The organism is Serratia sp. CoH_134_PS_4 (assembly GCF_058190535.1).
The window spans coordinates 15,707-36,831 of the sequence record NZ_JBXWKI010000017.1; the positions used below are offsets into that span (position 1 = coordinate 15,707).

General features: G+C 53.9%; 32 protein-coding genes. 1 reads left to right on the forward strand and 31 read right to left on the reverse strand.

The features are described from left to right. Positions 1-7 precede the first annotated feature (7 nt). From AC2FCQ_RS21245 to AC2FCQ_RS21325, 17 genes are all read right to left on the reverse strand, one after another. The gene (locus AC2FCQ_RS21245) at positions 8-343 is read right to left on the reverse strand and encodes a phage tail protein (RefSeq protein ID WP_455871887.1); all 336 of its coding nucleotides are present in this window, start codon (positions 341-343) and stop codon (positions 8-10) included. Further along, positions 340-3,657, reverse strand: coding sequence for a phage tail tape measure protein (locus tag AC2FCQ_RS21250; RefSeq protein ID WP_490307811.1), 3,318 nt, complete (start codon positions 3,655-3,657; stop codon positions 340-342). The genes AC2FCQ_RS21245 and AC2FCQ_RS21250 overlap by 4 nt, the downstream gene beginning before the upstream one ends. Positions 3,658-3,888: 231 nt before the next feature. Beyond that, positions 3,889-4,254 (reverse strand): phage tail protein, encoded by a 366-nt coding sequence (locus AC2FCQ_RS21255; protein ID WP_020828210.1) that lies wholly within the window; start codon positions 4,252-4,254, stop codon positions 3,889-3,891. Between the two features lie 9 nt (positions 4,255-4,263). Further along, positions 4,264-4,518, reverse strand: a complete 255-nt coding sequence (locus AC2FCQ_RS21260) for an immunoglobulin domain-containing protein (RefSeq protein ID WP_262211141.1) — start codon at positions 4,516-4,518, stop codon at positions 4,264-4,266. A gap of 5 nt (positions 4,519-4,523) precedes the next feature. After that, positions 4,524-4,979, reverse strand: a complete 456-nt coding sequence (locus tag AC2FCQ_RS21265; RefSeq protein WP_490307810.1) for a phage tail protein — start codon at positions 4,977-4,979, stop codon at positions 4,524-4,526. A gap of 34 nt (positions 4,980-5,013) precedes the next feature. Further along, a complete protein-coding gene (locus AC2FCQ_RS21270) occupies positions 5,014-5,406 on the reverse strand; it encodes an HK97-gp10 family putative phage morphogenesis protein (protein WP_490307808.1) in 393 nt (130 codons plus the stop codon). After that, positions 5,403-5,792, reverse strand: coding sequence for a hypothetical protein (locus AC2FCQ_RS21275; protein WP_490307807.1), 390 nt, complete (start codon positions 5,790-5,792; stop codon positions 5,403-5,405). Before AC2FCQ_RS21275 ends, AC2FCQ_RS21270 begins: the two co-directional genes overlap by 4 nt. Next, positions 5,779-6,108, reverse strand: a complete 330-nt coding sequence (locus tag AC2FCQ_RS21280) for a phage head closure protein (RefSeq protein WP_129543857.1) — start codon at positions 6,106-6,108, stop codon at positions 5,779-5,781. The genes AC2FCQ_RS21275 and AC2FCQ_RS21280 overlap by 14 nt, the downstream gene beginning before the upstream one ends. A gap of 8 nt (positions 6,109-6,116) precedes the next feature. After that, complete coding sequence (locus tag AC2FCQ_RS21285) at positions 6,117-6,410, reverse strand: head-tail connector protein (RefSeq protein WP_129543856.1); 294 nt, start codon at positions 6,408-6,410, stop codon at positions 6,117-6,119. Between the two features lie 84 nt (positions 6,411-6,494). Further along, positions 6,495-7,736, reverse strand: a complete 1,242-nt coding sequence (locus AC2FCQ_RS21290) for a phage major capsid protein (RefSeq protein WP_490307806.1) — start codon at positions 7,734-7,736, stop codon at positions 6,495-6,497. 9 nt (positions 7,737-7,745) lie between these two features. After that, on the reverse strand, positions 7,746-8,345 hold the full coding sequence (locus tag AC2FCQ_RS21295) for an HK97 family phage prohead protease (protein ID WP_490307805.1): 600 nt from the start codon (positions 8,343-8,345) through the stop codon (positions 7,746-7,748). Then, on the reverse strand, positions 8,338-9,564 hold the full coding sequence (locus tag AC2FCQ_RS21300; protein WP_490307804.1) for a phage portal protein: 1,227 nt from the start codon (positions 9,562-9,564) through the stop codon (positions 8,338-8,340). The genes AC2FCQ_RS21295 and AC2FCQ_RS21300 overlap by 8 nt, the downstream gene beginning before the upstream one ends. Next, complete coding sequence (locus tag AC2FCQ_RS21305; RefSeq protein WP_490307803.1) at positions 9,561-9,716, reverse strand: hypothetical protein; 156 nt, start codon at positions 9,714-9,716, stop codon at positions 9,561-9,563. The genes AC2FCQ_RS21300 and AC2FCQ_RS21305 overlap by 4 nt, the downstream gene beginning before the upstream one ends. Next, positions 9,713-11,464, reverse strand: a complete 1,752-nt coding sequence (locus tag AC2FCQ_RS21310; protein ID WP_490307802.1) for a terminase large subunit — start codon at positions 11,462-11,464, stop codon at positions 9,713-9,715. The genes AC2FCQ_RS21305 and AC2FCQ_RS21310 overlap by 4 nt, the downstream gene beginning before the upstream one ends. A gap of 3 nt (positions 11,465-11,467) precedes the next feature. Continuing rightward, entirely contained in the window at positions 11,468-11,965 is a 498-nt protein-coding gene (locus tag AC2FCQ_RS21315; RefSeq protein ID WP_490307801.1) for a phage terminase small subunit P27 family, read from the reverse strand. 333 nt (positions 11,966-12,298) lie between these two features. Then, positions 12,299-12,649, reverse strand: coding sequence for an HNH endonuclease (locus AC2FCQ_RS21320; protein ID WP_490307800.1), 351 nt, complete (start codon positions 12,647-12,649; stop codon positions 12,299-12,301). A 3-nt stretch (positions 12,650-12,652) separates the two neighbouring features. Further along, entirely contained in the window at positions 12,653-13,318 is a 666-nt protein-coding gene (locus AC2FCQ_RS21325; protein ID WP_490307799.1) for a hypothetical protein, read from the reverse strand. 190 nt (positions 13,319-13,508) lie between these two features. On the opposite strand from AC2FCQ_RS21325, the gene AC2FCQ_RS21330 reads away from it, so the two are divergent. Next, complete coding sequence (locus AC2FCQ_RS21330) at positions 13,509-13,748, forward strand: hypothetical protein (protein WP_490307797.1); 240 nt, start codon at positions 13,509-13,511, stop codon at positions 13,746-13,748. 147 nt (positions 13,749-13,895) lie between these two features. Here the strand turns inward: AC2FCQ_RS21330 and lysC are convergent, their stop codons facing one another. From lysC to AC2FCQ_RS21400, 14 genes are all read right to left on the reverse strand, one after another. Continuing rightward, positions 13,896-14,159 (reverse strand): Rz1-like lysis system protein LysC, encoded by a 264-nt coding sequence (gene lysC / locus AC2FCQ_RS21335; RefSeq protein WP_490316609.1) that lies wholly within the window; start codon positions 14,157-14,159, stop codon positions 13,896-13,898. Further along, positions 14,047-14,433: a DUF2570 family protein gene (locus tag AC2FCQ_RS21340; RefSeq protein WP_490307795.1), complete on the reverse strand. Its 387-nt coding sequence runs from the start codon at positions 14,431-14,433 to the stop codon at positions 14,047-14,049. The genes lysC and AC2FCQ_RS21340 overlap by 113 nt, the downstream gene beginning before the upstream one ends. After that, positions 14,430-14,864, reverse strand: coding sequence for a lysozyme (locus AC2FCQ_RS21345; protein ID WP_490307793.1), 435 nt, complete (start codon positions 14,862-14,864; stop codon positions 14,430-14,432). The genes AC2FCQ_RS21340 and AC2FCQ_RS21345 overlap by 4 nt, the downstream gene beginning before the upstream one ends. Beyond that, positions 14,848-15,162, reverse strand: a complete 315-nt coding sequence (locus tag AC2FCQ_RS21350) for a phage holin family protein (RefSeq protein ID WP_209636893.1) — start codon at positions 15,160-15,162, stop codon at positions 14,848-14,850. The genes AC2FCQ_RS21345 and AC2FCQ_RS21350 overlap by 17 nt, the downstream gene beginning before the upstream one ends. Before the next feature lie 170 nt (positions 15,163-15,332). Next, the gene (locus tag AC2FCQ_RS21355; protein ID WP_245209905.1) at positions 15,333-16,025 is read right to left on the reverse strand and encodes a bacteriophage antitermination protein Q; all 693 of its coding nucleotides are present in this window, start codon (positions 16,023-16,025) and stop codon (positions 15,333-15,335) included. A 51-nt stretch (positions 16,026-16,076) separates the two neighbouring features. Continuing rightward, positions 16,077-17,072, reverse strand: a complete 996-nt coding sequence (locus AC2FCQ_RS21360; protein ID WP_490307791.1) for a DUF968 domain-containing protein — start codon at positions 17,070-17,072, stop codon at positions 16,077-16,079. Beyond that, positions 17,069-17,440 carry a RusA family crossover junction endodeoxyribonuclease gene (locus AC2FCQ_RS21365; RefSeq protein ID WP_209636154.1) on the reverse strand — a complete coding sequence of 124 codons (372 nt, stop codon included), beginning with the start codon at positions 17,438-17,440 and terminating at the stop codon, positions 17,069-17,071. Before AC2FCQ_RS21365 ends, AC2FCQ_RS21360 begins: the two co-directional genes overlap by 4 nt. Then, a complete protein-coding gene (locus tag AC2FCQ_RS21370) occupies positions 17,437-17,877 on the reverse strand; it encodes a hypothetical protein (protein WP_209636156.1) in 441 nt (146 codons plus the stop codon). The genes AC2FCQ_RS21365 and AC2FCQ_RS21370 overlap by 4 nt, the downstream gene beginning before the upstream one ends. After that, entirely contained in the window at positions 17,874-18,443 is a 570-nt protein-coding gene (locus AC2FCQ_RS21375; RefSeq protein WP_209636158.1) for an MT-A70 family methyltransferase, read from the reverse strand. Before AC2FCQ_RS21375 ends, AC2FCQ_RS21370 begins: the two co-directional genes overlap by 4 nt. Beyond that, a complete protein-coding gene (locus AC2FCQ_RS21380) occupies positions 18,440-18,667 on the reverse strand; it encodes a hypothetical protein (protein WP_209636161.1) in 228 nt (75 codons plus the stop codon). Before AC2FCQ_RS21380 ends, AC2FCQ_RS21375 begins: the two co-directional genes overlap by 4 nt. After that, positions 18,664-19,008: a hypothetical protein gene (locus tag AC2FCQ_RS21385; protein ID WP_129543837.1), complete on the reverse strand. Its 345-nt coding sequence runs from the start codon at positions 19,006-19,008 to the stop codon at positions 18,664-18,666. Before AC2FCQ_RS21385 ends, AC2FCQ_RS21380 begins: the two co-directional genes overlap by 4 nt. Then, positions 19,005-19,727, reverse strand: coding sequence for a replication protein P (locus tag AC2FCQ_RS21390; RefSeq protein ID WP_209636163.1), 723 nt, complete (start codon positions 19,725-19,727; stop codon positions 19,005-19,007). Before AC2FCQ_RS21390 ends, AC2FCQ_RS21385 begins: the two co-directional genes overlap by 4 nt. Further along, on the reverse strand, positions 19,724-20,611 hold the full coding sequence (locus tag AC2FCQ_RS21395) for a helix-turn-helix domain-containing protein (protein WP_490307942.1): 888 nt from the start codon (positions 20,609-20,611) through the stop codon (positions 19,724-19,726). Before AC2FCQ_RS21395 ends, AC2FCQ_RS21390 begins: the two co-directional genes overlap by 4 nt. After that, positions 20,608-20,790 carry a DUF4222 domain-containing protein gene (locus AC2FCQ_RS21400; RefSeq protein WP_209636167.1) on the reverse strand — a complete coding sequence of 61 codons (183 nt, stop codon included), beginning with the start codon at positions 20,788-20,790 and terminating at the stop codon, positions 20,608-20,610. Before AC2FCQ_RS21400 ends, AC2FCQ_RS21395 begins: the two co-directional genes overlap by 4 nt. Between the last annotated feature and the right edge of the window lie 335 nt (positions 20,791-21,125).

Here is a 21,125-nt window from a genome sequence, read left to right on the forward strand (position 1 = left end):
ATTTTTCCTATGGGTGATAGGCGCGGGTAAATGTAACGGAGAGGGAAAAATAAGCGCCGCTGGCTTGCACCGTGAGCTTACCGGCTTGATAGAGGCCCAGCTCAAACATCGGGTTTCTCCATTTAAAAGAGCGATAGCCTTTGTGCTCACGCAGGAACTTGACGATGGGCTTTATCTCATCCCAGACGCCAACAAACACCAACGGCCAGCTTTCCTTCTCACTGTTGATGCCGTCACCGGTGCTCTGAGTGTATCCGTCGCCAAATGGGGTTGTTCTCACCACTGGCTCTATATCGCCGGATGTTCCTACCCGCGCCGGGAAATTGAACGTTTCTAATTTCATCGGCTCCCCTTGATTGCCCGGTTAAGTGTCCCGCCCTGGCTCATGCTCTTGTTCAACAATACGCGGAAACGCTGATCGACATAGTTGGCGATATCATTGCCAGCCGACTCAAACCCACTTGTCGCTTGCACCTGGCTGGAGCCGTCGGAGCTAATGGTGATATCGACGTTTATCAACGTCTGATTGCCCGTGGTGCCATTTGCCTGCACGCCCAGTGAGCCATCAGCGCCACGTTTGAGCGGCATAATAGCTTCTGGCCCAGCCTCCCCCATTAGTCCGGCACCTTTGGCAAACGCAAACGTTGTGGGTTGGCTTACCACCTGGCCGCTGTAGGAACTCAGGGAAGGTGACGAATAAACACCGCCCTTGGCATTCGCAAACATAGGAACGGCCCCAGGATTGTTGCCCGCACCCGCTGCGCCGCCACCAAAGCTCATAAAGGAGGACAAAATGGTTTTTGTCAGCAGGGCCTGAGCCGCCATCTCAATCAGGCTTTGAACGATGGACTGCGTGAGAGATGAGAACAGGCCAACCATGCTGTCTTTGAAAGTCTGGGTACCGGTAAGCAATCCGGTCAGCATGTTGGTAGAGCGTTCCCGCATCGTGTCCACCAGCCCGATCTGCAGCTTATTGATCTGGCTCTGCCCAGCATAAAGGCTCATTGCCTGCTGATATTGCGCGTCAGTTGACTCCTGTGTTGCCGCCTGCATCAACTGTTCATAACGCTGCTTGTCGATGTAACCTTGCTGGTAGTACGCCTGATATTGTGCCTGCTGCTGCGCCAGTTGGTTGCTCAGTTGAACAGAGGGATCAACGTCCCCGGCGATGTTCTGCCGTGGTGCCGCAATGGCATCTGCCTCTGCCTTTAACCTCTCGCGGGCCATATCCTGCTGTAAGGTATTTCGGGCAACCAGATAATCACGTTCTGTTAGCAAACGTGCGTCATACAACGCTTTCAACTCCCTGCTGGTTTCCTGTTCCTTGCGCACTGTTGCCTGACCCGGCGCATATTGCTCAGCCAGTTCTAACCTTTGCCGCTGATAATTCTCGGCATTCAGAGACATGACGCGTTGCACGTCTGCCTGACTGGCACCGGCGGCTTTGGCCGTGGCGATCAGCTTAGCTTGCGAATTCCTCTCTTCCAGATCAATCTTTGCAAGGCTGGTCGAGTGGGCAACTTCAATTTCCTGCCGCAACTGTTGATATTGCTTCAGCGCCTGCTGACCTTTTTTATCTGCCTTAGCCGGATCTTCACCACCCCAAGGGCTTTCAACCGACGAACCTGCAGCACCCACTCTCGCAATAGCATTGTTAACCACGTTAGCGTCAGCAATACCACTCAGCATCATCTCGCTGAATCCGGATTTAACATAGTCCTGAGCAGCTTTTACTCGCCCCATAGAATCAGTAAGTGCTACTAGTCCAGCCTGGGCATTCTCCAGATCTGCAACCGCTCGCTTACGGTTACCTTCAACACCTTGTGCTTGCCCGAAAGGGTCAAATCCTTTAAGGCTACTTAGCCGACTGTCTGCGTCAATAATTTCCTTTTTCAGTTGGTTAACCTGGGTAACCTGGTTTTTGTACTGGTCATCCAAATCGAGCGCTTTCACATCCAACTGCTTTGACGACATCGCCACAAGCGCCTGTGTTGTTTCCTGAACGGCATTTTTAAGGCTCAAGGCCGACTGCCGAGCCAGTTTGTTCTGCTCATGGAAATACAGGATCGCAGAACCAGCCAGCATCGCTGCCCCGAACAGCCCACCAGTCAATCCCAATGCGCCGCGGGCAAGCCCGGTAGCCACCGATGCTGCGCGGGCTGACACTGACAGGCGTTTATTTGCCGTATCCAGTTGATTCTTGCCAACCGTGGCCGCTCGCGTCGCCTCGGTTTCTTCCCGGATCAACCGATTATAATCAGCGGTATAACTGACGTTCAGACCGTATTGCTTGGCCGTTTTTTCCATCGCACGAACGCGACCAAATTCGGCATTGTTTTGCAGCAAGGTGGCGTTGGCAGCGTCGATCGTCTTCTGCGCAATGCTGGCCTGCGCCAATGCGGCAGATTTGACGGCAGCCTGCTGGTCACGCCATGCCCCGATGCTTTCACGAATACCGGCGGTTAGCTTTGTGGACATTACCGGGATCAACGTATACAACGCCACGCTGGCCACCATGTTGAAGTTGTCCGCCAGGCCGTTAATAGCATCGGTCACACTCTGTACGCCGGTACGCAATGGGCCGCCGCTGGCTTGCCCGACTTTGATGATCAACCCTTCAAAAGCACTGGTCAGCCCCATCAGATCGCCGTTCAGGTTGTTGACGCGCGTCGCGGCCTGTTCGTGCGCTGTCTGGGTACCGGTCAGGGACTTTGTCAGGTTATCCAGCTTGCTGCGGTTACTCACCAGAATCGACGCGGCGTTAATATTCTCCAGGCCAAACAGCTTGACCGCCTGCGCCGTGGAGAGGTTCTTCTTCGACAGGTTTTCCAGCGCGGTGCTTAGCCCCACAACGGAAGGTTTGAGCGTTTTATCCGTGCCTTTTTCAAGGTTGAGGATAACGTTACGCAACCCGGTGCCTGCCTCACCCCCTTTAATTTCACGCTCTGCCAATACCTGGATCGCTGCGTTCAACTGCTCAAAGCCGATCCCGGCCTGCGCCGCTGCCACACCGCCATTCTTTATCGCGGCTGCTGTATCGGCAATTTCAGACGAACCATACTTAGCCCCAGCGGCCAAAACGTTAATGTAGCGGTCCGCCTGGCTGGCGCTGGCACCAAACTGGTTAAGCGAAAGGGCCAACGTCTTTGTCGCATCCGGCAACGTGGTACCCGCCGCCTGTGCCAAAATCAGCGCACTGTTGGTCGCAGTAGTCAGCCCGTCCGCCGTTTTCAGCAGTTCCGGCTTGGCGCTGGCCATCAGCTTTAACGCTTCCGCCGCCTGGCTGGCACTGTACTCGGTGGTACGCCCCATCTGTTGGGCGGCTTCATCGAATTGTTTCAGCTGCGCGCCGGTAGCACCGGTGATAGCGGAAAGATCTGACAGCGCCTGGCCATACTGCCGCGTTGTGGTGATGATACTACCCAGCGAGAATCCTAACCCTGCGACGCCAGCCAAACCTGCCAGCGTCCCTTTCAGGCTACTGACCGTTTGGCCGACACGCTGATAAGCCTCGTCGGTCTTTTTCGCATCCTGCTGGGCTTGGCGGTTAAACTTGCCGGACTGATCGCCTGCAGTGCGGTACGCAGCCACCAGCTTGTTTCTAAAGTTAGCGTCATTCAGGTACAACCCGACCGCCAACGATGCTACATCAGCCATTTCCAAGCACTCGCATAACGTCAGCACACTGCGCATCAAGGGTGCTTTGCGCAGGCTGAGCGGGTTGAAGAACAGGGGCATCCTCCGCAGTGTCGGCAGTAATGCCCTGCAGTTTGAAGTATGCCCGCCAATGATTCAGAACTTGCGCCGGCAACGCGGCGATTTTGCGAGGGTCAGACTCACCCCAACGATCGGCCAGTTGAAAAATCAGCATCAGCCAGGGTGAGTCAGTCAGTTTTTTTCCGCGTCTTCCAATGTGCCGACAGCATGACGTTTGACGGTACTGATGGCTTCAACCAGTGTTGGGTTATCGTGCGCCTTCAGCAGTTCATCCACGCTGGGCAACGCACTCGTCGGAATGCGCTTACCGTCCGGCGTCATAAAACAGGACAACAGCAACTCAACGTTGAGGCGTGCGGCCTTATTCATATCACCGGCCTCGATAGCGTCTTTCATACCATCTTCATTATCCTGCAGCTCGGATGCCTTCAGGCGGCGGATAAAGGTTTTAGCACCAAACATCGGAACTTCAAGCACGTGGTCGTCAGATTTCAGCAGTGCTGCCTTGAGCGCCTTCAGGTCGTATTTCTCGGTCATCGGTGTTCCTTACTTAACGGTTACTGTGGCCGCAGCGCTGTTGAGGGTGTCAGCACGTTCAGCGGAGAGCACTACGCGGTACGTACCGGCATCAGCCGCCACCACAGAATTTTTGGTATAGGTGGCAGCGGTGGCGCCGCTAATGTTGGTACCGTTCTTCTGCCATTGGAATTTAACGGGTTTGCCGTTACTGGAGGTAGCCGCAACAGTCAGGGACAAATTGCCCCCGACCGCCAAATCAGCGTTTTTCGGCTGGGTAGTCACGCTGATCACACCTTTGGGGCTACGGCTCCCCATGTGTTGTTATTCTGCTTGCCCTGCACCGTGATCTGAATGACCTCACTCGCGGGTGCGGTGATCTCATTCATTTTCCAGCCAGACAACGAAAGGATGGAGGTTGAGGTGCGTCCGTTCGGCAACTCGACGTAGAACTGCACGGTTTCTCGGTTATCTGCTGCGGTAAGGAATGCCGCAAAATCGGTGTTGCTTGGATCGTCAATAAATCCAATGGATTTTTCAGCCCCCTCGGGAAGATCGGAAATAAATTGCTTGGTCGTGTCGATCAGCGTGGTGCAATCGACAAAACTGCCTGTTTGCCCCATCTCACCGACCGCCTTACAGTTGGTCAGCGCTTTCATGGCAGCAGCGGCCGCGCCAATGGGTCCCCATTTCACAATAGTGCCCGCCGGCAGCATGGCGTACTCTGGCGAAGTTTTATCAGCCATAATGTCTCTCTCTTAATGATTGTGGCAGCGGTCGCTACCGGTTTTCGATGCCGTAGCGGATTTCTGCCGCCAGGATGCGTAATACTTGGGTTTTGTTGTAGTCCAATGCAGGGCGGATAAACGGATCGGCAACTTGTTTCACCGTGCCGAATTCCTGCGCCAGCGCCTTCATTTGGTGTGCCTTGCTGGGGCCGACACGCAGTGTGACTTGTGCGCGGCCTCGGGTGGTCGAGCGGATAGTAATGCTGTCACGCATATGCGGGCCGGAGGCCGTTTCGTCATATCCAGCGTGCTGCTGCATATCCTCCAACACCGGCACCAGGGCGGCGCGACCTGCATCACGCAGAATTTTTGTTGAGACGTCCCGGCCCAGCGCTTCCAACTGACGCGCCAATTCATCCATACCCGTGATATTGATACCTATCATGCGGCGTCCTCTGGGTAACAGATGATGTAATCGCGCACCAGTCGGTACTGGATGCTGTTATTGGTCAGCGTGGTGGCACCTTGCAGCATTGTGCCGCGTGTCACCGTCTGAACCGGCCAGCGCCCAATGTGCCCGTGCTGGATGCCTTCCCAATCGACGCAGATAGCCTTATCCAACTCAAGCAGGCGGGCGTAATCGTCGATCACGTACAGCGAAACCTGGAAGCGGCCTTGCACCAGCGCGGTACGGACCAGCCCGGTATCAAATTTAGGGTCGGTGATTTTTTGGTAGGTCACCCCTTCCTGCTCTGGGTCGGGCAACAATAGCGGGTACGCCGGCAGGCTGGTTAATGCCTCCAGCGCCGCTTTGATTTCATACTCGATCATGGCGGGTATCAGCCTCCGCGGTAATCAGTAATCGGTCTGGCTGGGTCGTATCAGCGGCACGGACGGTAAAAAAGCGGCCCTTCAGCTCAACACGCCAGTCAGTTTGCACATCACGACGTGGCCGCAAGGTAAACAGCATGGTCTCAACCACCTGTCCCTGCTCACCCGTGCGAATTTTACGGTTAGAGATCGGTTCAGCCCCCGCCCATACCTCCTTCACAAATTCGAAGGAATTCACCGGGGTGCCGGTCTGCTCATTGCGGATAGTGACGGGACGAAAAAGCCTGATGCGGTTGCGAAGTTTGCCAGCTTCCATGATGCCCCTTACAAATTGATAAAGCGGTAAGGTTCAAGCAAAGACTTAAACCCGGATGGCAGAGCCTGTGATTCCCTATTTTCGTACCAGAAGCCTACGGCAAGCATGATGGCCAGCTTGATATCATCGGTAATCACGAGCCCGTCACTGTCATTTTCTGGCACTGCCTCTTCGTGCAGTGTGCGATTGATGTAGTTTTCCGCCCGCGTCTTTGCAGCCCCAGCGTATGTTGTCAGCAAGCTGTCCTCTTCATCACCGTCGATCCGGCACTGAAGACGTAATTCGTCAATGGTTGGCTTCATGTCCTGCTCCATGCCCGCAACCCAATGGCCGGATTGCGGGCATAAAAAAACCGCCGAAGCGGTAAACGATTTTCTCGGTTTGAATTAACCGCCAGCGGCTGGCTTACCGACCAGCGCCTTGATGGCGGCGGTATCTTCCAAAATGCAGTCGAAGCGGTGGAATGCCAGGAAGCCAGTCTGGTCAAATTCTGCATAGCGCTCGGTCAGACGCTTCAGCACCATGTAGGTGACACGGCGGAGGATGAAGCGATCGAAGTCACCGCAGAAAATGAACTTCTTACCTGCGCCCACATCTGCAATCGCCTGATCGATAACATACGGTACCTGCAGAACGGTAGCCGGCGCGCCGCCGATGATGGACGGTAACCACAGCGGACGTCCTTGACCATCCTCCATCTCTTCCACCAGCTTCAACGTGGCATCGTTGAAAGCCCAGCGGAATTTCGGCCCGTTGCGGTACGCAGGATCAATACTGTGTTTCAGTGCGTTCATTTCCTTCCAGGTGAACTTGTCCGCCGCCGCTGCGCTGACTGTTCCGGTAACGGAGGCTTCCAGCCCTTTCGGCTGCAATGGACTGCCGACCCCCGAACCTTGCACCAGATAACGCGCTTCACCACGGCCAATACGCTGGGCGATACGGCTGGCCAGGTAAGCTTCCATATCAATACCGCTGTCTTGAAGCAGCTCGTTCGACACGCGGATAATTTTGGAAGACAGTTTTTTGGCACCCAGGGTAGCACCACCAAATTCGGTATCCTCTTCGGAGGCCGCTTTGTTTTCCCCCAGCAGTTCACCTTCTTCCGCAGTGCCGTCCGCCGTTGCCCAGGCGATATCCTGCCCGTTGGAGGTGTTGAGGATCTGAGCCACGCCGGCAATACCGCCGTAGGCTTTCATGGACTCAACTACTTTGTTGAGGAACTGGGTCGGCACGGTATAACCGCCCTTTTCATCAGGGGCGGTACCCTGAGCACGCAGCTCACGCAATGCCTGACGCTCTTCGGCGCTCAGCTCACCTTGGCCGTGACGCATCCAGCGGTCAAACACTTGTGCTCGCTTGTCCTGCTCCTGCCCCTCTGGACCCTTTTTCTTCAGTTCCTGGCGCTGCTCTTCGTTATTTTCATCAACGAATGACTGATCCAGAGAACGAAGGGATTCCTCCCGTTCGATTTTTTCGTCGATGTTTTGCAGCTCACCCTGCGCGTTTTTCCACTCAGCGCGCTGTTCATCGGTCCAGGTGGTATCACCGATTTTGTCATGCAGAGCACGCATATCGGTGGCGATGGTGTTACGTTTTTGCTTCAGTTCGTGCAATTTTTTCGCAGACATAGTCATTCCTTACGCATTAATTAAAGTCAGCAGACGCTCGCGCGCCATTCGTTGGTTTACGGCGTTGGCGATCGCGCTACTGTCGCGTGCCTCCTGCCAGGCTTTCATGGAACGGACAGCAGAGTCAGCAGCCTGATAGGCCGGGTAGGTCACCGGACTGACGTCATACAGCCGTGAGAATTTGTGGATCTCGCGAATTACCACGCCTTCTTCATCCTCGTACCAGTGATCGCCATCGCGGGCGACACGGAACGCAAAAGAAGACTGATTGATGTCACCGCGCTGCATAGGTGCCAGCACCAGATCGCGAATAGTTTGTGTGTCCGGGGCCTCAATGTTGTATTGCAACCCACGCTCATCGACAGAAACCTTAAGCGTTCCCGCTGTGCTACGCCCCAGGATGAAATTGGGGTCATGGTTAAACAGTCCACGAACATCATCATTCAGTACGTCATCGAAGGCGCCAGGCTTGATAATTTCGCGAAAGCCCCAGAGCGGTTCGGAGCGGGTATTGAACACAGAGCCATAACCGACAATGCGCGTCGGCTGGTTTTCCTGCTGTTCGGCGCGCACCTCACCGCTGTAACAGCGCATTTCTCTGTCACTCATCGGTTATTTCCTCTTTGGTTTTATCGTCGAGTTTAAATTTTGTCGGGTTAGCCGCATTAACGCTGACCAACATTTCATCCAGGCCATCTACCGGGTTCATGTCTTCAAAGACCCTGGCCTCATTCCGGCTCATCCAGCCATCAGTAATGGCAAAGTGGTAGAATTGCGCACGCTCCTGCGGGGTGCCTCGCATCAAACCGGCCAAGTTAAACCGCACGTAATAACCAGCGACACGCTCCGCACGGGTAAATAATCGGCGATTAAGCTCCTGCTCCCAGTTGGCAACCCAAGGCATGATGGTGTAACGCACAAACTGGATCGCCTGTGATGTAATGTTGCTGAAGGTGGCTTTTTCCAAATCGTTGATCATGTGCGCTGGAACGTTAAAAATCCCGGCAATCATCGAGCGGTTCAGCTTCATCATATCGATCAGCTGAGCATCGACAGGCGACACAGTAAGTGCCTGGTAATCCAGATCTGCGGGAAGCAGCAGGGTTTTATTCTCCTGGCTGCGTAGCGCTTGAGCCGCTTTTTGCCAGAGTTTCTTCAGCCGCTCCCACCCTTCAGCCTTCAAATCACCTTTAACCGACACAATGCCCGCTGGCCGAGCGTTACCACTGAAGAATGAACTGGTGTACTTCTGCCCACTCATTCCCATACCGATGGTTTCGGCATGCTGCATGATGGGGCTGAGGCCCATTTTCTGATTATTCCCCAGCGCCCGGATGTGGATCATGTCGTCGGGGCTGATGGCAAAGTTGCCTTCTTCGTTATAAACACCGTAGGTATGGCGCCCACCGGTATTCAACAACGTCGTTTCCCACGGCATGCAGGCATCAAGCTTTGTGACCTCTCCCCGGCGGGAACGCTGGACGCGGGTATAGCCGTTACCCCATCCCAAAACATGGCGCTGCTTGAGCTCACGCCATTTGTAGCTGGTCTGCCAGTCATTTGGTTCATCGTGCACAAGATAAAAAACAGGATGATCTCGGGCGGCTTCGACCTTATTACCTGTCTTGCGCATGACGTGCAGAGGCATTTGCGCAACGTTGGAAGACACCACGTAGATACAGGAATACACAGCTGCCAGTTTCATTGCAGTTTCAGGGCTGACATAAACGTCCGAGTTGAAAATGCCGTCCGTCTCTGCCATTTCAGCGGTGATCGGGTTTGCTGGGTTTTCCAGCGGTTCATTACGGAATAGCGCATCAAGTATCACGTTTTTCCCCTTCTGGCAGCGATGAGGGCGAATACCAGCAGAGCAGCACCGGCAGACTGTAAAGCGGTTGCCGTGCCGAACTGCAGGTAAATACCGCCCACCAGCAGGCCGAGGCCAGCCAGCCCGATAACATCGATAACTAGTGTTTTCATAGAATTAATAGGTCTTCATCAGGGTCGATAGTGGACAGGAAATCAACCTCACCGCCTCCGTTAACAAGCAGCCGGCTCATCGCAATAAACATGGCGACGGGACCGTCGATCTTGTTTTCTGGCGTGGATTTATTGGGGAAGATATTTTCATTTTTATCCGGTTTGACCGTGATGTTTGACATCATCCAGGTCATAACCGGGTTGCCGTCATGGTGCAGGCGGCCTGCGTACACTTTCGCCTCAGATTCCTTCATGGCCTCAGAGAGATTTTTCACGGTCTGAGCCACCTCTACGACCGGAGCACCTTCAGCTGCAACCGACAACCCGAACTGAGTAGCGCTCCACGGGTCATATGCCAGTTCATTCATCGAGTCACCACCAGCCCAGGCTAAGGTTTCCTCTTTGATTAACGCATGGTCAACAACGTCCCCGTCGGTAAACTCCAGGTAACCGGCCTCATTCCACTTTTTATACAATTCGGCCTGCTGCCTGGAACAGGCCTCCAGGCGGCCTTCTGGGATCCAAAAGCGTGATTTGGTATAGATATCGCCGTTAGGCGCAAGCCAAACCTTAACCGCGGCTGAAATATCAATTTTGTTGGCCAGGTCAACACCAAGCCACATTGGCCAGCTCGCTGAATCCGAACTTTCCCATGCGTCACGGCATTTTTCCCAGCGCGCCATATCCATCCACGCCTGCTCACCCTGCACCCAGATATTGAGGTGTTTGGTGAAGAAGTTAACGCGCGCGGACACCTGCTCTTTCGCCTTTTTAGCCAGGCGGCGCATGTCGTCCCATCGCTTGCAGACGCCCAGGCCGGGGTTCGCTTTTGGCCAGTTGGCCTCATCAAAGGGATCATCGTCCTTGTCGAGGGTGTAAATCAGGGCGAAATAGCTGTCATCCTTGATGGAAAGGGGGTCAGGGTTATCAAAATTCTTCAATACCTTGATCGCGTAATCCCGTTGCTCGTAGCAAATGCCCTCTTTGTTAAAACCTGCCGTAGTGATAGCGAAAATCAGCGACTGCAAGCGGGCGCCGGTCGCCGTTTCCAGCACGTCCCAAACGTCACGGGTTTTATGAGCGTGCAGCTCATCAACGATCCCGCAGTGAATGTTCAGGCCGTCCAGGTTGTTCGCATCGCTGGCCACCGGCTCGAATTTAGAGCCAGAACGTTCCTGGTGGATGTTCAACTTGTTGCTGCCGAACAACCGCCCTAGCGTTTTTGCCGCCAGCTTGATCATCCGTTTGGCATCATCAAACACGATACGGGCCTGATCGCGCGTTGTCGCAGCGGAATAAACTTCCGCACCGCCCTCACTATCGGCGCCGGTCATATAGAGACCAATGCCAGAGGACAGGGTTGATTTGGCGTTTTTACGCGCCACCTCGTCATAGGCGGTGCGGTACCGGCGCACGTACACCGGATCACCGTCATCGTCCAGAACGGTCTCAGACGTCAATTCGTCTATCAGCGGAATAACAAAACCGAAGAGGTTTATCAGAATAAAAATATGCCAATCCATCAGATCGATCGGCTTGCCGGTCAAGTGTCCCTTCACATGCGGCACGAAATTATAAAAATCGAGAATGTGCTGAGCGCGGCCTTCATCGAAGTAAACACCGCGCTCAGGGCCGTGCTCTATATCATGAAGAAACCGCCGGCACGCCAGGCGCACCAGTTCGCCAGCAACTATTTCGCCAGATACCACGCACTCGGCGTAGCGGAATCCATCTGCAACGGTTGCCATTCATCATTTGCGCTTTTTAAGGAATTCTTCCAGTGGGTCAACCTCAGCCGGGCCTTTGGCACCGACTTTGGATCGGCTTGAAGGGGTCATGCCAAACTCTGACAGCATGGCGCGAATTCTCTTCCAGGCGTCAGCCTTCATCACGGCAGCGGGGTGCGGCTTAATCATTCTGATTTCCCGCTCTTTCTCTTCGTCAGGATCGTCCTCGCTGTACACCGCATAGGTGTAGCCCTCTCGATCGAGCGTGCCGCAGTGGTGCCGGTACTCAACATAGGCCTCGATCAACAATTCGAGCGCCTTGGCATCCAACGTGGTCATCACGCCGACGGCATCAAGTTCCTCGCCAATCCGTTTAAACCAATACTTGCCCTGCTTATCAAAATGCTTCGGCGTTGGGGGTACCCCAGACGGTGGTTTTGGTTCGTTTTTATTGATCGCCCGTTTGGATGGGTTCCCCTTCACTAAAGTCAGGTGTGTCGGGGTTTTCGGTGGTCCAGGCATAATCGAAAACTCCTATTAATGACCGCGTGGGGGCACCCAAAAAAAGGTTTGCTAACCTGCGGCGGTGTGAAAAGAGGTAAGGCGGCGGTACTTTAGGTCGAGAGGGGTAGAGATTTGATCCCCCCCTCCCCTTGGTTCAATCGAGGTAGAAATCGTCATTGACCTGTCGCCGCCGCGCACTGCTGGCGTTGTGTGGGCAGGCGTTTGAGGTATGACCAGAGCCGCCACAGTATCCACAGTGGAGGTTCACACGCCGGGCTGAGCCGCTATAGGTACTCGGACAGTTAGCACGCGTATGCCGCAGTGATCCACAGAATGTGCAACGTTGGTAACTCATCGCAGTCTCTCCGTTGCCGTCTTGCGGCGGTGACAGGGCCAACACAACCCTTCGAGGTTCGAATCATCATCGGTACCCCCATGTGCTTTTGGCTTGATGTGGTCAACCGTGGTGGCCGCTACTGCTCGACCGTTGCGCAAGCATTCCTGACACAGGTGATTGTCACGCGTCAGGATGCGTGCCCGTCTGATTGTCCAGTCATTGCCGTAACCGCGCTGGTGCCGGCTCTTACCCTGCTGGTGATTCTCCCAGCCTGTGTTCTGGTGGTCAGCGCAGTAACCAGAACGATCGGTTGTTGTCTTGCTACATCCATGCTTACGGCATGCGCGGGGGATTTTGGCTGGCATGGGTTACCTTCCGAGCATGGCCCTATGGATCTTACCGCCAGCCTGCAGCTCTCGCTCAATGATCGCCTGGACTTCACGCTTTATGTAATCCTGCCGTTCCTTACCCAGCTCAGAAATAAGAATGTCTTTGCTAATGACAGCATCCTTGACCTGTGCATCACAGAGGAATACCTGACCTGCACTAATCGTGAAGGCCGTGCGATAAGGCTGTGGTGTGTTGCTGTCAAGCGGCCCCATCCTCACCCGCAGATTACCGCCAGCGTCATAAACGTTAATCTGATCGCCGCGTATCTCCATGCGCTCACCTTGATGCTGGGAATTCCGGATGCGCTCATACAGTTCAGCAATGCGCGTCAGTTGGTTCTCCAGCTCACTCAGGGCTGCACTATCAACGTTAATGCCGAGGGTCATGGTGCCGATACTCTCGGCTGTCTTAGGCTGATTGAGTCCAAGGAGGGCATCAATACTATCTTGGTCGCCCACGACAGGAACATAACCACCTTTAACCGCGAGTGTGATCGGGAAGTATTCAGGGATACCGCTAACCGTAGTACGCACACCATGAAGGTCATAACGCGCAGAGCCCGCCGGGTTGCTTAACTCATAGCCGTCTTTGGTGACGGTTAAGCCGAGGTTGCGCATCACTTCTCGTAGGGGTAGCTGTTTCATTCAGTGTCTCCAAATAGAAAAGCCACCAGCCTGCCGATGCGCTGGGTGCGCGGTAGGTGCAGGGTGATGGCTTTGGTTATTGTGCATTACGCAGCAGCCTCGAAAAGCCGCTCTGTGATACGCCTGCTTTTAACCACATCAGGCAAGGTGGTATCTTGAGCCTTCTCACAGAACTCAAGACGAGGAAATTATGGAAGATGTTAAATATTCGGATCTGCTGAAGCTCGCAGAATCACAGGCAATACAAATTACTGCGCTACAAAATATTGTCATGGGGCTTTACGCCACTGCCAGCAAAGAGCAAAGGTCCGAGGTGAGAAAAGCCATCGACGGCGTTTATAAAATGAGCTTATCTTCAGGTGACAATGACGCTTCTACAGAGAGGGTGTTTGCTTATACAAATGCTATTCTCGCTTCATTGCCCGAATAGGTGCCAAGCTAATTACCATTAATGCCGCCATTTTCTCTAACGTTTCAGTGCCTATAGCTGCCGGGGGAGAATGGCGTTTAATCATCTCAACTTTCAATACTGCCACCTCGTCCTCCAGTTCGTTAACTCGTCGCTTAAGATCCATATCTATCTCCCGACGGATTCCCGCCATTGATTCAGCGTGACCACCTGGCCGGCGCAGATTGATAATGCTGTTTGAAGTTGCAGCGTATAGCTGCCGATATCACCCCAGGTGTCACCCTGCAGTGTTGGTTGTTCGCATGGCTTAAATACTGTCTCAGGGGGTAACAGAACGATTGGCATTGGCGGCGTTGGTATCCGTTCCGCGCAGGAGCTCAAGAACAGCACCAGGAGCAATGCGGCGGGCGCACTCATCGTTTTTAATCGCATCCCGGTATTTCCTTTGGTAGATATCGGCCTGCTGGCGCAACTGCTGTTCCTGCTGTTGCTGGGCTGCCATCAGTGCGCGGTTCTGTGCATCCTGGGTTTGCAGTGTGGCGATCAGCCCGGCCTGCTGTGCCAATGTCTTTTGCTGCTCGGCAGACTGTTGCCGCGCCAGTTCCAAGCGATGCGATAACAACGAGCTATACCCACCAAGGCAGATTGATACCACCAGCAGGAGCAACATGCCGCCGCCAGCGAATTTAGACAGCCAGCCACTCATGACAGAAACATCTCTCGTTCTGCCGCTCGGCGCTTCACCAAACCCGGCATAACCTTTCCTGCTGAGTTGCGCCATTTGGAAAACTCATCCGCTGCACCTTGCACGTCACCGGCGTTGAATTTCTTCACCAGCGTTGAGCCAGCAAACGCGGATCCGCCGATGTTGAATGCCAGCGATACCATCGCGTCAAACTGGTTCTGCGTAATTGGCCGCTTAATGGCGCTGTTAACAGTCAGTTCGAACACAGCCAGATCATCAGAGAAGAATTGCTCTGCCTGCTCCTGGGTGATTCGGTCGCCCTGCTTAACGCCCTTGGTATGGCCCCAGCCAATCGTCCAAGGCTTACCACCAGTGCCGGGATCTGGATAGGCGATCAGACGGAGAGCTTCAAAACCCTTGATGAATTCTCTACCCTTAACGCTGGTTTTCATTGATACCTCCAAAAAACCGCTCCCAGAAGTACGTCAGCGCTACACTACCCATCGCGCCACACAAGCCAGCACCAACAAACGCCATGTTGACCGATAGACCGGACTCCATGCTGATGACGCCACCAATCAGTCCGGTGAAGCTCGACACGACTATTTGCGCAAGCGCAGCCGCCCAGCTCCACGTAGCCTTATTGCTTTTTACGTCCATGAGATACCTCACGACACCACCCCAGCCCGCAATGAGAATGAAGACTAGCCAAAGGCTGGAGAATATATGGTTGATTTCTTTATCCGGCATGGCTCCAACTACCTTTAGTGGATTGACCGGATAGCCCGGTAATAGAAATAAAAAAGGCCGCGCAAAAGCGCAGCCCAGAAACAAGAAAACCCCGCCGAAGCGAGGTTTTATTTTGGTGCCGGTCATTACATTTGTGGCACGATATCAAATTAACGATAAATATGGCCTATTTAATTAACTTTTGCAAGACCCTGCTGCGAAAATGTCGCTTTTTGTTGTGATCGTGATCTCGATAGAGAAACTAAACCCTCTCGATCCAACCTAAGGAAGACACTGCGCATGCTTGACCAATAGCCGTTGTAATTCTTGGACCAATTCGGAGCGGAAACGCCTACCAGCTCAGCCAGGTCTTGATTCTGGTATGGAGTAAGCCCTTTCATTTCAGACCGCACATCCTGCGCCGCCAACCAGATTAAAGCTCTCAGTCTGTCCATGGTTTTTGTTGCTACCTTTTGGCCGTTAAGGCTTTCTTTGAACTCCAACCATCCCCACTGGGAGATTGCAACTTGGTGTTTGAATTCCAGATCATGCGCATAGCACCAAGATAACCAGCTACGTTGATGCCCAACCAGCGGATATACAGCGCGGCGCCAAGATGTTGCTAAAAATGTTTCCGGCTCTATCAAGGCAATAGCTCCCGAACTAGGCCTCGTTTCTGTACCCGGTACCGGATTGCTATGAACAACGATCCTTGTACCGTCTGGCTCTACAATAGTGCGACGCTTACGCTTCAATCGCGTTGTGCTGATCTGTGTTGACTCAGTGAATGCCTGTAACTGCCCTTTCGTCTTCCCGCTTAGGTCAGCGGTTGCCATCATGAAGCTCTCTCTAATGTACTGCAGATATTGCTGTGTCACGATCATGCTTAAATCTCCAGGCGTCTGGCCCGCATGCCAGCTTGCCTATACTCCACACTATGAAATTGCGCCCTTGCCGATCGAGCGATCCAAAAAATCAAAAAGCACATCTATCTGGTTGCCGTATTCTTCCTCCCAGCGTGACACGTCACGATGCAATTCCAGATGGTGCTTATTGCAGAGCGGGAATGTGAATAAATCATGTGCCTTAGTCGCCCAACCTCCTTGCCCGTGGCCGATGATGTGGTGAGGATCGTCTGCCTGCTGCCCACAACAAACACAGGGCTGAGACTTAACCCACCGGGTGTATTTCTCACTTGTCCAACGCTCATGTTTGGGTATTTTCATGAATGACTTCGGGGGGGCCGGGTCGATAACTAGCGTCTTCACCGCCTTATTGGCTATCTCGGCGATTATCTGGGTAGGTGCGAGGCTAGGCGTTATGTCTGCCTCTTTCCGGGTGCCTGTTGGGATAGTTATCGGCTTGATGCGCAGTGATGCTGCTGCAACTGCCTCAGGCAACAGATCCGTCAACTCCATAACCCATGCCCACCAGCAAAGCTCCGGCAATGTCAGTTGATGGCTCTCTTCGAACATGAAGTAACTCCGCGCCCGGTACACCACGAAATCCGCTATATTTTGCTCTGCCGTGGCGGAAAGTTCCGGCATGGTCTTATCGCGGTATAAATGCGAGTGGTGCCAGCACAGCCGGATAGCACCAGAACCATAGCGCATCGTTTCCATGTTCTTGTCGTGGTACCCATCAGCACATTGGCGCTGGCAGTCAGGACGACGATCCAGCCAGCTTTCCAGGCTATTGATGCCACCAGCAGCAGAAAGCACACGCTCATGCTGAAAGAACGGACGGAAGCGCGGATCACTGGCAAGATGCTGCTCAGTGGCTGGTAGTGCACCTGATGGCAATTCCCTGAATTCTGCAGGTACTGTGGCCACCAGCACTCGATCACCGAACATCGGCAACAGTTCGGTTCCTGGCTTCAGGATTATTTGCCCCAACTCGCGTACGATGATCGGTTTCAGTATCCCTCTCATACCTGCACCTCGCTGATCCGTAGTTCTACTTTCCCGCCCTTGGTCACTGGCCCCCACTTCGCGTCGATATGCTTAATCTGACTGTCATCGAGCCACACTCCAGCCTTGGTCATCGCATCGAACAGACCCTTGAAGTAATTATCCAGATCACGTCTGGCTTTGGTCGGTGGACAGAACACTACTTCAACGGCGATATCTGCACTGATTGGTTTTGGTCGGCGGCGTAGTTGCTCAAACACCTGGGCGATAGCCTCGGTTTGAAATGCTCTGCCACGTTCACTGACCAGAGTTCTGCCGCTCAACGACCCCTTGTTCGGCGAGCGCCAGTAGCCGTTAACGCTGGGCGGGAATGGCAACGTTAAAATCATGATTTAACCTCCCCTTTTTTCTTCGCCACCAGCTTATTTCCTGCCTCAACCAAAGCCAGGTTCACATCAGCCAGCCTGAATTGTGCCGTCTTGATACGCCCCTTGCAGTTCACCTCTTCTCGTTTTAGCTTCTCCAGCCCTTCACGGTGTTGTTTGATCTCGCCGCGTAATACACGCAGCTCCCAATCCAGCTTCGTTTCGCCCTTTGCCAATGCCAGCAGGTAGTCAAATGCATCAATCACGGCACCGCACCGGCGACACGTCACTTTCCGCTCATGTTCAGAAACAGACACAGCATCGTGGGCGCAGCGCTGCGATAGCCGCTCATCTTCCTCGACAAAGTTCCGCATTTCCTTGATATCGGCGTTTTCATCGAATCGCTTGGTGAACGCTAGCACCTTGGCGCTGTTGTCTGGGTATAGGGTTTCGTCGCTCACAACACCACCTCCGCTTTTCCCGGTACCAGAAGCACGGACTTATCGCACTGATTACCCCAGGTGTGCCAGCCTTCGGTGTGATTACGGGCGAACAGCTCAATGCGCGGAACATCGCCAAGGAGATCAACCAACTTTTCGCGGAAGACCTCAGGCTTTGCGCTGTGCTCCATTCGTGGGGCCGTAATGTGTTGGCAAATCGATGCATCCAGGCGCGGTGGTAGCTTGCCCTTGACCGCAAACAGGCAGTCTTCGCTGTTGGCTCGGGTCATGTGGCCCATGCCGATCGCGCTGTTCCCTTTCACACGGTTGGTTTTGTGCCAGGTGAAGCCCTTCATGGTCATCAAGCGGAATCCCCAGGCATCGATCACCTTCAGCGCTTCCGTCGGCATCGTCGGTACCCACCACATGGCCAGTAGGCATGAATCAGCGGCCAGATCCCACACCGGTAAACGACAGATATCGGCCACCGTCATGGTCGGGTACTTGAAACCGGCACCGCGGTTGCCGTCCTTGCATTTGTCGCTGTAAGTCCACGCCGGATCGGCGTAAATCAGTGGGTATTTCATTTCAAACCCTCCGTCGCCCTTCGTACCAAATACCGGATCCCGTAGTAATCCCAGCCAAAGTGCTGGCGCTGCCAGTCTGTTAGCCATCCCTGCGAAATTGCGTATTTGCGGAAATCACCGCGCTCCTGCCAAGTACGCCGGGCCTCTCGTAACATCCACCAGCGGTACAAGCGGTGCGCCACAGCCAGCAAAGGTAAAACCTCAATGCCTGATACACACTTCATGCGGCTTGCTCCTCTACGGCTACTAGGCGGTAGAAGTACACGTACTTCCCTGACTCGCTTTTCTCTACCCGGCGTTCCTTGACCAGACCGTGGAATGGTTTACTGAATTCGCGCAGGCGGGCACTGATAGCTGGCTGTGTGTCGTACACGCCGTACATCTGCACCACCAGCAGCTCAAGGTCACGGAGTGTGCGCCACGTGGCACCGGCGGCAGCATTACGTACACGGCATACCTGGCTTTCTGGCTTATCTTTCAGGACACCTGCACGAACCAGGCGGCGGATGCCGCTGTTGATACGATCGCTTTCGAATACGTCTACCGGGATCGTTAATTTTTTCATGATGCCTCCCCCTCTCTTTTCGAGCGGATACGCGCCAGCAGCTCTTCGCCCTTGCGCTGATATTTGCCGTCCTTGTCCATCAGTTCTGATGGTGCAGGGATATGCTGCTGATGGGTGATCTGTGGTGCAGGCTGTGGGACACGTTCACCTTTAGCCAAACGCTTTGCCCAACGTCCGAGGTGCAGCTGAATTGACTTGCGGATCTCGCCGTCGGTGTAGTTGTGCTGATGCATCAGGTGGCGAACGTCGATCACGATCCAGTACATTACCGGCACTGACCAATCAAAGTCCTCAGGTCTTGCATGTAGTCCACGGTTGGTGTTGTAGCGTTTGAACTCTGCTTCGACCTCATCGACCGATGGCAAGCCAGCACTTTCAGCAGCCCCCGTCTTGCACCAACCAATGAATTTTCCGCAGCTCGGCCAAAAGTCGCTCTCCTGCTGCCGTGCCATACGCATTCCAGCTTGTAGTTGCTCAACAGAGGTGATCCCATTCTCTGCAAATGCGAGGATCCACTGACGTTTTGCTGCTGCAACTTCTGCAGTTGTGCTCAACGCGGTCTGTTTTGCAGCGGGGAAGACTTGCATCAGGTTGGTGAATAACAGATCAACCAATTTTTCGGCGTTTCCGTTGACCACTCTCGCCTGTGGCTCCGCTGGCATCATCCGCGCCAAGGCTCCACTGTCACGGTTCTGAACAGCACTCATGAATTTGTTCATAGGGTGTTCCCCCAGGCTTCAGCAGTATTCCAATGACCGCCGTTTGCCGCTGGGCTAGCGCTCAGTTTCAACGTCAGGTCATCCCACTTTTCACGTAGCTTGGATGGGCTGAGGATGTTCTTGCACCAGAACGGATCCCGGTTAGCCTTCGCAAATAACTCGCAGATTTGTTTGTGAGTATGGCCATCCTGAGTGCTCATCAGGCGGATCTCGTTTGCCCAGTCAGCCCAGTTCGGTTCTTTTGGCCTTGCCACTTCGCCATCCGTCTCAGCAGCCTGTTCGTACAGCTTGACGATGCGAGAGCGGATCCACTCGGCACACTTGAGGTCTTCTGCACTGCCCCAGATTTTTTTCTTGGCACTGAAAACGACGGCTTCCGGATGCCGAGATAAAAAAACGTCATCAGGGGAAATGTCTGGTTGCGCAGCGACCTGACAAGAAGGTTTTTTGTCTTTAGGTTCTAATGACTGGTTCTGGTGCCACGTGGTGCCACAGGGGGTGCCAGCAGGTGACACAGGGGCTGTGCTTTCTGACGACTCCCCTATGCTTTCTCCTGACACACCTGTGTTTTTTGACGCCACAGGGGCTGTGCTTTCTGGCGACACAGGGTTATGCAGGGTCAGCATGTAAATGTTTGATGTATTACCTTTTCCGTTATTGACGCCCAGCCGGTTCTCTTTAGAGAGCAGCCCCATTTTTATCAGTGCCGTGATATGAGCCTTTACAGCGCTCTTACTGCACTCGCAATGGTCAGCAATATGTTGGTAAGACGGCCAGCATTCGCCTTTATCATTGGCGTTATCAGCCATCTTAATCAGCACCAGCTTACGCAGGGGATTGCCAACCTTTATGCTCATTGCTTGAGCCATCAGGTTCATACTCATGCTGATACCTTCTTGAATTTGGTACCGAAGTCCCGGCGTGGGCACGCACAATCGTACGGATAGCCTGGGCGGCGGAAAATGACGCGCTGGTTTACTTGATCGACACCAATCACACGAACAATAACGCCGTGACTGTCACGACAATCCATTTCAAACGGCACGATTACCTCGTTTTCCATTGGATCCCCCTTTCAGGTGTTTTGGTGTGTTGAAACGGCAGTACTGCCGGGCTTGAGTAAGGCAATCGTCGTAGATACGCCCCTTCCTGCTTGCCTGGGACATTCGGCGATATAGATCGACTGCCTCCTCTGCCCCCCCTTAGCAACATCTTCTGGGAAGCCTTCGCCAACCAACTGCGTCACGACGTTCTTACGAATGAATTCGATAGGGTTCATAGGCCGCGGCTCCGGTTGAAATTAGCCATCGCGTTGTTGACTACCACCGGAGAAACTTCTTGGTAGTTGTCCACCTGGCCCGGACGCCGTACTATCTGGACATACGAAAGAGAGTGGCC